This window comes from Arthrobacter sp. zg-Y1110 (assembly GCF_025244865.1).
Lineage (GTDB): Bacteria > Actinomycetota > Actinomycetes > Actinomycetales > Micrococcaceae > Arthrobacter_B.
Genome location: NZ_CP104272.1, coordinates 3,325,974 through 3,338,318, shown reverse-complemented (window position 1 = coordinate 3,338,318; position 12,345 = coordinate 3,325,974). Strand labels below are relative to the sequence as shown.

Annotated in this window: 9 protein-coding genes and 1 riboswitch; of the genes, 8 read left to right on the top strand and 1 reads right to left on the bottom strand. The window is 65.9% G+C overall.

The window, feature by feature from the left end; genetic code table 11:
• The first annotated feature begins 11 nt into the window (after positions 1 to 11).
• Entirely contained in the window at positions 12 to 641 is a 630-nt protein-coding gene (locus N2K99_RS15610) for an alkaline shock response membrane anchor protein AmaP (RefSeq protein ID WP_227919975.1), read from the top strand.
• Positions 642 to 648: 7 nt separating this feature from the next.
• Here the strand turns inward: N2K99_RS15610 and cycA are convergent, their stop codons facing one another.
• Positions 649 to 2,139 (bottom strand): D-serine/D-alanine/glycine transporter, encoded by a 1,491-nt coding sequence (cycA, locus tag N2K99_RS15605; RefSeq protein ID WP_227919972.1) that lies wholly within the window; start codon positions 2,137 to 2,139, stop codon positions 649 to 651.
• Positions 2,140 to 2,430: 291 nt separating this feature from the next.
• Positions 2,431 to 2,536: riboswitch (glycine riboswitch) on the top strand.
• A gap of 148 nt (positions 2,537 to 2,684) precedes the next feature.
• Between cycA and gcvP the strand changes: the two genes are divergently transcribed.
• The 7 genes from gcvP (at position 2,685) to N2K99_RS15570 (ending at position 12,345) form a co-directional block, all read left to right on the top strand.
• Positions 2,685 to 5,534 (top strand): aminomethyl-transferring glycine dehydrogenase, encoded by a 2,850-nt coding sequence (gene gcvP / locus N2K99_RS15600; RefSeq protein ID WP_227932750.1) that lies wholly within the window; start codon positions 2,685 to 2,687, stop codon positions 5,532 to 5,534.
• A gap of 12 nt (positions 5,535 to 5,546) precedes the next feature.
• Positions 5,547 to 6,677 carry a glycine cleavage system aminomethyltransferase GcvT gene (gene gcvT, locus N2K99_RS15595; RefSeq protein WP_227932751.1) on the top strand — a complete coding sequence of 377 codons (1,131 nt, stop codon included), beginning with the start codon at positions 5,547 to 5,549 and terminating at the stop codon, positions 6,675 to 6,677.
• A 313-nt stretch (positions 6,678 to 6,990) separates the two neighbouring features.
• Entirely contained in the window at positions 6,991 to 7,368 is a 378-nt protein-coding gene (gene gcvH / locus N2K99_RS15590) for a glycine cleavage system protein GcvH (RefSeq protein WP_227919961.1), read from the top strand.
• The gene (gene glyA / locus N2K99_RS15585; RefSeq protein ID WP_227919950.1) at positions 7,365 to 8,672 is read left to right on the top strand and encodes a serine hydroxymethyltransferase; all 1,308 of its coding nucleotides are present in this window, start codon (positions 7,365 to 7,367) and stop codon (positions 8,670 to 8,672) included. The genes gcvH and glyA overlap by 4 nt, the downstream gene beginning before the upstream one ends.
• Positions 8,673 to 8,683: 11 nt before the next feature.
• On the top strand, positions 8,684 to 10,099 hold the full coding sequence (locus N2K99_RS15580) for an L-serine ammonia-lyase (RefSeq protein WP_227919946.1): 1,416 nt from the start codon (positions 8,684 to 8,686) through the stop codon (positions 10,097 to 10,099).
• Positions 10,100 to 10,205: 106 nt separating this feature from the next.
• Positions 10,206 to 11,780: a sodium:alanine symporter family protein gene (locus N2K99_RS15575; RefSeq protein WP_227932752.1), complete on the top strand. Its 1,575-nt coding sequence runs from the start codon at positions 10,206 to 10,208 to the stop codon at positions 11,778 to 11,780.
• 142 nt (positions 11,781 to 11,922) lie between these two features.
• Positions 11,923 to 12,345, top strand: a complete 423-nt coding sequence (locus tag N2K99_RS15570) for a ChaB family protein (protein ID WP_227932753.1) — start codon at positions 11,923 to 11,925, stop codon at positions 12,343 to 12,345.

The window sequence follows — 12,345 nt, the reverse complement described above, 5'->3', positions numbered from 1 at the left end:
AGGCAGGGGCAATGAGGCACCATTCAGGAAGAGCCAACCGGACCTGGCTGATTATCCTCGGGGTCCTTTTCCTTGCTGCCGGAGTGCTGGCAGCACTTATCGCCAGCGGAACCCTCGATCGCCTGATCGGCGGCAGCCCGGGCCGTTCGGACCGGGTGCTGTCCGAATCTGACGGCCAGGGGTTCCTGGCGGGGGAGTACGTGCCCTGGGGCATGCTGCTGGCCGGGGTGATCCTGGGCATCCTGGGGCTGTGGTGGCTTCTGGCGCAGATTCCCCGGTCCCGGCCGGCGGGGACGTTCCGGCTGCAGGAAGACCCGGCGCACGGCGTCACCGTGTGTGATCCGCAGGTGCTGGCCTCCGCCGTCAGTAATGAAACGGAACAGCTGCCCGGAGTGGTGGGCTCAACCGTCCGCCTGCGCGGCACTGCGGACGAGCCGGACCTAGCCATGAAGGTGACGGTGAATTCCGATGCCGACGTGCAGGGCGTGATCGCCCGGATCCAGCAGGAAGTGGTGCCGCATCTGGTCTCGGCCCTGGAGGTGCCGCTGAATACCTTCGGACTGGAGATAGACGCCAGCAGCAAAGCCGGTGCCCCGGGAGGCGGCGCAACGGTCAGCTCCCGGGGAACGGTGGTGTACTAGGCGCCGCTTATGGCTTCGCGGCGGTGAGCGCGGCGCGCTCGCGGGCGACGTCGTCGTGGTGTGCAGCCACCCGTGCCTGGTGCACGGGGGTCCGCCGCAGGACGGCATAGACAATGCCCAGCAGGACGAACCATGCGGGGGTCACGAGGAGCGCCTGCAGCGTGTCTGCCTGGGTGGTGAGCGTCCACAGGATAAACGCGAAGAACGCCAGCACGAGGTAGGCCATCACGACGCCGCCGGGCATCGGAAACTTCGACGCCTCATGCAGCTGCGGCCGGCGCTTGCGGTACACCAGGTAGCTGATCAGGATGATGGACCAGACGAACATAAAGCACAGGGCCGAAATGGTGCTCACCAAGGTGAATGCCGCGCTGACGGATTCACCCGCGTACAGCAGGGCGACGCCGGCGAGCAGGAAGGTGCAGGAGAAGAACAGTGCGTTCTGGGGCACCTTCCGCCGGGAGAGGCGGCCGAATTGGCGGGGAGCGTCGCCGTCCTGCGCCAGGCCGAAAACCATACGCGAAGTGGAATATATCCCGGAATTCGCTGAAGATGCCGCGGATGTCAGCACTACGAAGTTCACGATGGCCGCGGCGGTGCCAAGTCCGGCCAGGGTGAACATACCCACGAACGGGCTTTCGTCGGCGCTGAATTCGTCCCAAGGGATGACGGCCATCAGGACGGTCAGGGCGCCTACGTAGAAGAGCAGGATACGGATCGGAATGGAGTTCACGGCCCGGGGCAGGTTCTTTTCCGGATCCTTGGTTTCCGCCGCGGTGGTACCCACCAGTTCAATGCCGACAAACGCGAACACCGCGATCTGGAAGCCGGCAACAAAGCCCATCGGCCCGGTGGGGAAGAAGCCGCCGTGTTCCCAGAGGTTGCCGAAGCCGGCGGTAACCCCCTCGCCGTGCGTGAAGCCGGTAAGGATCATGACCAGTCCAACCACGATGAGCGTCAGGATGGCGACGATCTTGACCAGCGCAAACCAGAATTCGGTTTCACCGAACGCCTTGACGGTTGGCAGGTTCAAGGCCAGCAGGAGCAGGATGCAGGCCAGGGCAGGTATCCACAGGGGAGCGTTGCCCCACCAGAAGGTGACGTAGTGGGCAATTGCCACCACGTCTGCAATGCCGGTGACCACCCAGCAGAACCAGTAGGTCCAGCCGGTGAAGAAGCCTGCCCAGGGGCCCAGCAGGTCCGCGGAGAAATCGGTGAAGGACTTGTAACGAAGGTTGGAGAGCAGCAGTTCGCCCATGGCCCGCATCACGAAGAAGAGCATGAAGCCGATGATCGCGTAGACGAAGATCACTGACGGGCCGGCCGCGGAGATGGTCTTGCCTGACCCCATGAACAACCCGGTGCCGATGGCCCCGCCGATAGCCAGCAGCTGGATGTGCCGGCTGGACAGGGACCGGGCGAGGTGGGGTTCTTCCGCCCTGTTTTGCGGCGCGGAAACAGGGCTGTCGCTTGGTGGGCGGGTTATGTGCTCAGACATTGAAATCTCTCTTTTAGGCACCCGCCGGCAGCTCATCCGCCGTAATCGCCTATGCCGCCCGATGAGGCAACCCTGGATGTTGGCGCTGCCGCCGACATTTCAGTTTGGAAGCCGTTAACAGGCCCCGTCAAATTCAGGCAGCTGTGACGTTGCAGGTCACACGGGGGTTGGGAGCCTTCCCGGACGGAAGTCGGGACCACGCGCCCGGGCGTGTCAGAGGGTTGAGGCGGTGCCGGGAGCAGGCTAAAGTTGGCCGTGTCACATCAGCATTCACAACTGAACATGCCTTTATCAGCCGTGGCGGGAGAGTCCCGCCGGATGCGCATCAGCATCGGCGGGCGCCGTAGGAGCAAACCCTCCCCGGGAATCTCTCAGGCCCCCGTACCGCCACAGCGAGGCAACTCTGGAAAGCAGTTCCCGGCCGTGCCGGAAACTCACCGACGGTGCAAGCGGAAGTACACCCGCGGAATCTCTCAGGTCCAATACAGAGCGGGGAGGAGCCGTCGCCGTCGACGTACCCCCGTCTGCCTTTCCTGGAGCCTCACATGCCTGTAGAACCGTCCTCCTCTACTCTTGCCGCCGCGTTTGTGGACCGGCACATCGGTGCCCGTGCCGACGCCGTTGAAACCATGCTCAAGGCTGTCGGCTACGACTCCCTTGACGGCCTGGTGGACATGGCCGTCCCCGCCGCGATCCGGCAGAACTTCCCGTTGGTCCTGGATCCGGCGAAGAGCGAAGAGGAAACCCTCGCAGCCCTGCGGAGGATTGCCGGGAAGAACAAGACGGCCGTCCAGATGATCGGCCAGGGCTACTACGGCACCCACACCCCTCCGGTGATCCTGCGCAACGTGGTGGAGGATCCGGCCTGGTACACCGCCTACACCCCCTACCAGCCCGAAATCTCCCAGGGCCGGCTCGAAGCCCTCCTGAACTTCCAGACCATGGTCCAGGACCTCACCGCACTGCCCATCGCCAACGCGTCCCTGCTGGACGAAGCCACTGCCGTGGCCGAGGCCGTGCTGCTGATGCGCCGGTCCAACAAGTCCCACAGCAACGGCGCCATCGTGCTGGACTCGGAGCTCTTCCCGCAGACCATCGCCGTGGTGAAGGGGCGAGCCAAGGCGCTTGCCTTCGACGTCATTGTTGCCGACCTCGCCAACGGCCTGCCCGAAGGTGAGCTGGCCGGCGTCGTGCTCCAGCAGCCCGGCGCCTCCGGCGTGGTCCGCGACTCTGCCGGCCTGATCGCTGAAGCGAAGGACCGCGGCGCGCTCGTCACCGTGGCCGCGGACCTGCTGGCCCTGACCCTCATCACTCCTCCCGGCGAGCAGGGCGCGGACATTGCCGTCGGCTCCGTGCAGCGCTTCGGCGTTCCGCTGTTCTACGGCGGCCCGCACGCCGCCTACATGGCCGTCCGCAAGGGCCTGGAACGTTCCCTGCCCGGCCGCCTGGTGGGCGTCTCCAAGGATTCCGCCGGCACCCCCGCCTACCGCCTGGCGCTGCAGACCCGCGAGCAGCACATCCGCCGCGAAAAGGCGACTTCGAATATCTGCACCGCGCAGGCGCTGCTCGCCATCGTGGCCTCCATGTACGCCGTCTACCACGGCCCCGAAGGCCTCACCGCGATTGCCCGCCGCGCCCACGACTCCGCCCGGACGCTGGCTACCGCCCTGAAGGCCGCCGGCGTCGAACTGCTGCACGAGTCCTTCTTCGACACCGTTACTGCCCGCGTTCCCGGCCGTGCTGCGGAGGTTATTGCCGCCGCGGAGGCGAAGGGCATCAACCTGCGCCGGATCGATGCGGACACCGTGGGTATCTCCGCCGACGAAACGACGACGCCGGCAGTGATCGCCGACGTGGCCGCAGCCTTCGGTGCCGCCTCCGTGGAAGCGGCGGACGGCTTCGACCTGCCGGCGGGGCTGCTGCGCACCTCAGAGTTCATGACGCACCCGGTGTTCTCCTCCTACCGCTCCGAAACCCAGATGCTGCGTTACCTGCGCCGCCTCTCGGACCGCGACCTGGCCCTGGACCGCACCATGATCCCGCTGGGCTCCTGCACCATGAAGCTCAACGCCACCGCGGAAATGCAGGCCATGACGTGGCCGGAGTTCGCCTCCATCCACCCGTTCGCTCCGGACTCCCAGACCGAGGGCTGGCGCGAACTGATCGCGGACCTGGAAGAGAAGCTCGCGGTCATCACCGGGTATGACACGGTTTCCATCCAGCCCAACGCCGGCTCGCAGGGCGAACTGGCCGGACTGCTTGCCATCCGCGGCTACCACCACTCCCGCGGCGACGAACAGCGCACCGTCTGCCTCATCCCCGCCTCGGCGCACGGCACCAACGCCGCCTCCGCCGTGCTGGCCGGCATGAAGGTGGTGGTGGTGGCCACGGCCGACGACGGCGCCATCGACCACGCGGACCTGCGCGCCAAGATCGATGCGAACCGCGAAAACCTCGCCGCCATCATGATCACCTACCCCTCCACCCACGGCGTGTTCGACGACGACGTCCGCGACGTCTGCGAAGCGGTCCACGAGGCCGGCGGCCAGGTCTACATTGACGGCGCCAACCTCAACGCGCTGGTCGGCCTGGCACAGCCGGGCGAGTTCGGCGGCGACGTGTCCCACCTGAACCTGCACAAGACCTTCTGCATCCCGCACGGCGGCGGCGGCCCCGGCGTCGGCCCCGTGGCAGCCAAGGCGCACCTCGCGCCCTTCATGCCCGGCGACGCCGCCACCTGGACCGGCGGCGAGGACATTCCCGTCTCCGCGTCCCGCTTCGGTTCCGCCGGCGTGCTGCCCATCTCCTGGGCGTACATCAGCCTGATGGGCGGCGAAGGACTGACCAGCGCCACCAAGCACGCCCTGCTCGCGGCGAACTACGTGGCCGCCCGGCTGAACGAGTACTACCCCGTGCTCTACACGGGCAAGGGCGGACTCGTGGCGCACGAGTGCATCCTGGACCTGCGTGAACTGACCGCCAAAACCGGCGTGACCGCCGAGGACGTGGCCAAGCGGCTGGTGGACTACGGGTTCCATGCCCCCACGCTGTCCTTCCCGGTGGCCGGCACCCTGATGGTGGAACCCACCGAGTCCGAGGACCTGGGCGAGATGGACCGCTTCATCGATGCGATGATCGCCATCCGCGCCGAGATCGACCAGGTGGCGGCCGGGGACTTCACCCTCGAGGGCAGCCCGCTGCGCAATGCCCCGCACACCGCCGTCGTCGTGGCAGCCAACGAATGGGACCGCGCCTACCCGCGCGAACAGGCCGCTTTCCCTCTGCGCAGCCTGCGCATGGACAAGTACTTCCCGCCGGTAGGCCGGATTGACGGCGCCGCAGGGGACCGGAACCTGATCTGCTCCTGCCCGCCCATCGAAGACTTCGAAAACTAGAAGGAACATTCCATGACTGAGAAGTACACGGCGCTCTACGAGGCGCACAAACAGCTGGGCGCTTCCTTCACCGACTTCGGCGGCTGGCAGATGCCCCTCAAATACAGCTCCGAATTGGCCGAACATAAGGCAGTGCGCAGCGCAGCCGGGCTGTTCGACCTCTCCCACATGGGTGAAGTGGAGGTGTCCGGGCCCGACGCCGGGGCGTTCCTGGACTACGCCCTGGTCGGCAAACTCTCCGCAGTGAAGGTGGGACGCGCCAAGTATTCGCTGATCACCAACAATGACGGCGGGATCATCGATGACCTGATCAGCTACCGGCTCGCGGACGATTCCTACCTGGTGGTCCCCAACGCGGGCAACGCCGACGCCGTCGCCGCCGAACTGGCGTCCCGCGCCGAGGGCTTCGACGTCGCGGTGAACAATGTCTCGGCGGAAACCTCGCTGGTTGCCGTCCAAGGTCCGGTTGCCGAAGCCATCCTGCTGGACCTGGTCCCCGCCGAACAGGCTGAGACCGTAACCGGGATGAAGTACTACGCCGCGGCTACGGTGGGCATCCGGGCGGCGGAGCGGACCTTGGACCTGCTCGTGGCCCGCACCGGGTACACCGGCGAAGACGGGTTCGAGATCTACGTCCCCAACGACGACGCCGCGGACCTCTGGTCTGCGCTGCTGGCTGCCGGTGAAGGCCGGGGGTTGATTCCGGCGGGCCTGGCCTGTCGCGATTCGCTCCGCCTGGAAGCCGGGATGCCGCTCTACGGCAACGAACTCACGCTGGACACGGACCCGTACGCCGCTGGCCTGGGACCCGTCGTCGCCCTCTCCAAGGAGGGGAACTTTGTGGGCCGTTCCGCCCTCGAAACCCGTAAGGCTGCCGGACCTGCCCGCCGCCTCGTGGGTCTCAAGGGCTCCGGCCGACGTTCGGCGCGCAGCCACTACCCGGTTCTCAGCAGTGACGGCGAAACGGTTATCGGTGAAGTCACTTCCGGCGCTCCCAGCCCGACCCTCGGCTTCCCTATCGCCCTCGCCTATGTGGATGAGGCCTACACACAACCCGGCACGGAACTTAACGTCGACCTCCGTGGCAAACCAGAAACCTTCACGGTTGTCGAGCTTCCTTTCTATAAGCGCAGCAAGCAGTAACGCCAAAGACAAAAAGAGATTCTGTGACGGCGGCGCCAGCTGTGGCAGGCGGTATTGTCTCGGGCGCGGCTCCCGCAAGTAGGTGGAGGCTATGGGGCTGGAACGTGCGCGCGGTGCGGCGTTCGTGTAGCCCCGCATCGCCGAGCGAGGAACGAGCGAGGCAGTGAAAGATCCAGGGTCCCCTCTCCGAGCTTGCGAGGAGGAGGGCAGGATCTGGAACGCTAAGGGCGGCAGAATGCCGCGCTTCCGACGCCCCGGCCTAGACTTTGAACCAGACCCGAACGCACTCGACACAGCTTCGAAAGGCAAAAAGATGAGCAAAGTAAACGCAGGACTCCGTTATTCCGCCGAGCACGAGTGGGTCGACTCCTCGAGCCCCGTCCGCGTCGGCATTTCAGCCGTCGCCGCAGACGCCCTTGGCGACGTCGTTTATGTTGACCTTCCCGCCGTCGGCGACACGGTGACCGCCGGCGAAACCTGCGGCGAGGTTGAGTCCACGAAGTCCGTCTCGGACCTCTACGCTCCGGTTTCCGGTGAAATCGTGGAGATCAACCAGGAGGCCATCGACAATCCGGCCCTGCTGAACGAGGACCCGTACGGCGCCGGCTGGCTGTTCACCGTGAACGCCACGAGTGAAGGCGCGCTGCTCAGCGCCGAGGAATACGCGGAGAAGAACGGCGGCGACCTGTGAGCGATTACCTCAATGACTCCCTCGCGGTAGTTGACCCCGAGGTCGCAGCGCAGATCGACAACGAGCTCCGCCGGCAGCAGCAGGGCCTGGAGATGATCGCCTCCGAGAACCACACTGCCGTTTCCGTCATGGAAGCCCAGGGGTCGGTGCTGACCAACAAGTACGCCGAAGGCTACCCGGGACGGCGCTACTATGGCGGCTGCGAATTCGTGGACGTCATTGAGCAGTTGGCCATCGACCGCGCCAAGTCCCTCTTCGGTGCGGGCTTCGCCAACGTGCAGCCACACTCCGGCGCGCAGGCCAACGCTTCCGTCATGCACGCCCTGATCCGGCCCGGAGACACCATCCTGGGCCTGTCCCTGGCGCACGGCGGGCACCTGACCCACGGCATGAAGATCAACTTCTCCGGCCGGCTCTACAACGTGGTGCCCTACAACGTGTCCGAAGAGGACCACCGCGTGGACATGGCCGAGGTGGAGGCCCTTGCCAAGGAACACCAGCCCAAGCTGATCGTCGCCGGCTGGTCCGCCTACGCCCGCCAGCTGGACTTCGCCGAATTCCGCCGCATCGCGGACGAGGTGGGTGCTTTCCTGATGGTGGACATGGCCCACTTCGCCGGTCTGGTGGCCGCGGGACTGCACCCCAGCCCCGTGCCCCACGCCCACGTGGTCACCACCACCACGCACAAGACCCTTGCCGGTCCCCGCGGCGGCATCATCCTGTCCAACGACGCCGACATTGCCAAGAAGATCAACTCTGCAGTGTTCCCGGGTCAGCAGGGCGGTCCGCTGGAACACGTGATTGCCGGCAAGGCGACCGCCTTCAAGATTGCAGCCACCCCCGAGTTCAAAGAGCGGCAGGAGCGCACGCTCGCCGGCGCCCGGATCCTTGCCGAACGCCTGCTGGCCGACGACGTCGCTGCCGCCGGCATCTCCGTGGTCTCCGGCGGAACGGACGTGCACCTGGTGCTCGTGGACCTGCGCAACGCGGCCCTCAACGGCCAGGAAGCCGAAGACCGGCTCGCCCAGATCGACATCACCGTGAACCGCAACGCCGTACCGTTCGATCCGCGGCCGCCCATGGTGACCTCGGGCCTGCGGATCGGCACCCCCGCCCTGGCCACCCGCGGCTTCGGTGAAGACGCATTCCGGGAAGTCGCGGACATCATTGCCAAGGCTCTCATCGCCGGTGAGGACACCGATCTGGCACCGCTGCGCGAACGCGTTACCGCTCTCGCGCAGGCCCATCCGCTGTACCCGGAGGTGGCGGATCTCGCCGCTGCCCCCGCTGCGGCAAACCGTTAGGAAGCACTACCTTGGCTGTCGGCGTTTTTGACCTGTTTACCGTGGGCATCGGCCCATCGAGCTCCCACACGGTGGGCCCGATGCGTGCCGCTGCCGTGTTCGCGGCGGAGCTGGTCGACGCCGGCAGCCTGGCCGACGTCGCCGGCCTGAGGGTGGATTTGTACGGCTCCCTCGCGGCGACCGGCCGGGGCCACGGCACCATGACTGCAGTGCTGCTGGGGCTGGAGGGCTTCGCCCCCGAACTCATCCTGCCTGAACAGGTGGAGCAGCGGCTGGCCGACATTGAGGCGACCCGGAAACTGCAGTTGTGCGCGCAGGTTCCCGGTGCAGTGGCCTGCCCGCTGGAATACGGCGAGGCGGATATTGTGCTGCACCCGCTGACGGTCCTGCCGCGGCACACCAACGGCATGAAGTTCGCCGCCCTGGCCGCCGACGGTTCCGCACTGCACGAGGCCACTTTCTTCTCCGTGGGCGGCGGCTTCATTGTCCGCGAGGGTGAAGAGCGGGCGGATGCCCTGGAACTCGAGGCCAGCAAATCCGACCTGCCGTACCCCTTCCGCACCGCCGTCGGACTGCTGCAGCACTGCACCGGCACCGGACTGAGCATCAGCGAAGTGATGCTGGCCAACGAAAAGGTCTCCCGTACCGAAGCTGAGATCCGCTCCGGCCTGCTGCACATCCGCGACGTGATGGAGGAGTGCAAGGACTCCGCCATCCGCCGCACCGGCCTGCTGCCCGGCGGGCTGAAGGTCCGCCGTCGGGCGCCGGCCTGGCACACCCGGCTGCGTGCCGAGGATCCAAACCGGGACCCGAAATTCTGGCAGGAATGGGTGAACCTGGTGGCGCTGGCCGTGAACGAGGAAAACGCGTCCGGTGGACGGGTGGTCACCGCGCCCACCAACGGTGCGGCGGGCATCATCCCCGCAGTGATGTTCTACGCCACCCACTACGGCCCCGGCATGGAGAACGCCACTCCCGAGCAGCGCGACGACGTCGTGGTCCGCTTCCTGCTCGCCGCCGCTGCCGTGGGGGTGCTCTACAAGGAGCAGGCCTCCATCTCCGGCGCCGAGGTGGGCTGCCAGGGCGAGGTGGGATCGGCGTCGTCCATGGCCGCTGCCGGGTTGGCCGAAATCCTGGGCGGCACCCCGGAACAGGTGGAAAACGCCGCTGAAATCGCCATGGAACACAACCTCGGCTTGACCTGCGATCCGATCGGGGGGCTGGTGCAGGTGCCCTGCATCGAGCGGAACGCCATCGGTGCCGCGAAGGCTGTCAACGCCGCAAAAATGGCGCTTTGGGGCGACGGCGAACACCGGGTCTCGCTGGATGAGGTCATTGTGACCATGCGGGAAACCGGCCGCGACATGAGCTCGAAGTACAAGGAAACCGCACTCGGCGGACTGGCCGTCAATGTGGTGGAGTGCTGACGCTCCGTCTCACGTACAGCAAGTGATTTGTGCAATACCACTGGCTTAAGCAAGGCTATGTTGTCGCATTCGACAGCACGCTTACTTGAAACAGGGGTTCGAACCAATGAACGCAGCACGGGCAGTTTCCATGGCACCGGCATCGGAGGACGTGGGGTTGCTCGGCACCATTGACGCCGCCGTCAACTCCTTTTTTGAACCGATTACAGCTGTGTTCTCCGGGATCGTGTTCTTCCCGATCACCATCGGCGACTTCAGCTTCCCCGCAGTCGTTGCCTGGCTGATCATCGCCGGCATCGTCTTTACGTTCTACTTCGGCTTCATCCAGTTCCGCGGACTGAAGGTGGCCATCCAGGTGGTCCGCGGCAAATTCTCCTCAAAGGATGATCCGGGCGAGGTCCCGCACTTCCAGGCCCTCACCTCCGCTCTCTCGGGCACCGTCGGCCTGGGCAACATTGCCGGCGTCGGTGCGGCCATGGCCCTGGGCGGCCCCGGCGCGACCTTCTGGATGATCCTCGCCGGACTGCTCGGCATGGCCTCGAAGTTCGCGGAATGCACGCTCGGCGTGAAGTACCGCGAAGTCCACGAAGACGGCTCCATCAGCGGCGGTCCGTTCAAGTACCTGCCGGTGGCCTTCCGGCGCCTGGGCCATTGGCCCGCGAAGATCCTCACCGGAATCTTTGCGGTAGCGATCCTGATCTTCGGCATTGCCGGCGGCAACATGTTCCAGGCCAACCAGACCTTCGCGCAGATCCAGAACGTCACCGGCGGCGAGGACGGCATCCTCGGCAGTGCGGGAGCGGCCCTGATCTTCGGCCTGGTCCTGGCAGTCCTGGTGGCCGTGGTGATCCTCGGCGGCATCAAGTCGATCGGTGCCACCACCTCCAAGCTGGTGCCCGCCATGGCCGGCGTCTACATCGTGGCCTGCCTGTTCGTCATCATCGTCAACTTCGAGAACGTACCGGCAGCCTTCGGCGCCATCATCGAGGGCGCCTTCCGTCCCGAGGGCTTCGCCGGCGGCATCATCGGCGTGATGATCGTCGGCTTCCAGCGGGCGTCCTTCTCGAATGAGGCGGGCGTTGGCTCCGCAGCCATCGCGCACTCCGCGGTCAAGACCCGCCGGCCGGTCAGCGAAGGCTTCGTGGCGCTCTTCGAACCGCTGGTGGACACCGTGCTCATCTGCACCATGACAGCCCTGGCCATCATCATGGCCTCCACCCCCAGCCTGCAGGCAGGGATCGACCAGGTCCAGGCCGGAGGCGACGCGCCCGACGGCGTCATCCTCACCTCCGACGCCTTCGCCACCGTCCTGCCGTGGTTCCCGATCGTGCTGTCCATTGCCGTGGCGCTCTTCGCCTACTCCACCCTGATCACCTGGTCCTACTACGGCCTGAAGTCCTGGGAATACCTCTTCGGCCGCGGTAAGCGCCGGGAAATCACCTACAAGGTCATCTTCCTGCTCTTCACCGTGGCCGGCTGCGTCCTGTCCTTCAGCCAGGTCATCAGCTTCGCTGACGCCGCCCTCTTTGTCTGCGCGTTCGTGAACCTGCTCGGCGTGTACCTGCTGCTGCCCGTGATCAAGAAGGAAATGAAGCAGTTCCTGGCAGACCGCCAGAGCGGAAAGCTGGAGATGCTGGGCATTGACGACGACGACATCGAGGCCGCCGCCGCCACCGCCTAACCCGCGCGTCGGGCACGTTCCCTTGCCGCCAAACTCCTCCGCCGCTTCCGGGTATCGCCCGGAAGCGGCGGGGGAGTTTTTGGTTGAGCCACCGCCGCGAAGGGTGGTAGACCGTAAGGGAAAACTACGGATAGGGATGGGAATGCCTAAGACCGGCAAGAACGACCACGCAGTGAAGAGCGAACTGCCTTCGACCCTGCAGCGCTCGGATTCCAAGGCCCAGGACACCTTCGCCAAGACCTACGATTCAGCGGTGGAGGAATACGGCGACGGCGAGCGGGCCGCCCGGACGGCGTACGCCTCCCTCAAGCACACCCACGAAAAAGTGGGCGACCACTGGGAGGAAAAGGAGCGGAAGGGCCCCTCCGATGCCCGTGCCGCGGAAGGGCGCACTTCGGCCAAGGACACGACCGGGGGAGTCGACGCCAACGCGTCCAAGGCGCACTTGTACGACCTAGCGTCCCGGCTGGACATTCCCGGCCGCTCGAAGATGACCAAGGACGAGCTGGTGGAGGCGCTGCAGAAGGCCAGCGAAAAGCAGACCCGGAAGGCCCGGGAAAGCTAG

Excerpts from the sequence above, each read along its gene's own strand:
- gcvH (WP_227919961.1), top strand. The coding sequence starts at position 6,991 with ATGAGCAAAGTAAACGCAGGACTCCGTTATTCCGCCGAGCACGAGTGG.
- gcvP (WP_227932750.1), top strand. The coding sequence starts at position 2,685 with ATGCCTGTAGAACCGTCCTCCTCTACTCTTGCCGCCGCGTTTGTGGAC.
- gcvT (WP_227932751.1), top strand. The coding sequence starts at position 5,547 with ATGACTGAGAAGTACACGGCGCTCTACGAGGCGCACAAACAGCTGGGC.
- N2K99_RS15575 (WP_227932752.1), top strand. The coding sequence starts at position 10,206 with ATGAACGCAGCACGGGCAGTTTCCATGGCACCGGCATCGGAGGACGTG.
- cycA (WP_227919972.1), bottom strand. The coding sequence starts at position 2,139 with ATGTCTGAGCACATAACCCGCCCACCAAGCGACAGCCCTGTTTCCGCG.
- N2K99_RS15610 (WP_227919975.1), top strand. The coding sequence starts at position 12 with ATGAGGCACCATTCAGGAAGAGCCAACCGGACCTGGCTGATTATCCTC.
- N2K99_RS15570 (WP_227932753.1), top strand. The coding sequence starts at position 11,923 with ATGCCTAAGACCGGCAAGAACGACCACGCAGTGAAGAGCGAACTGCCT.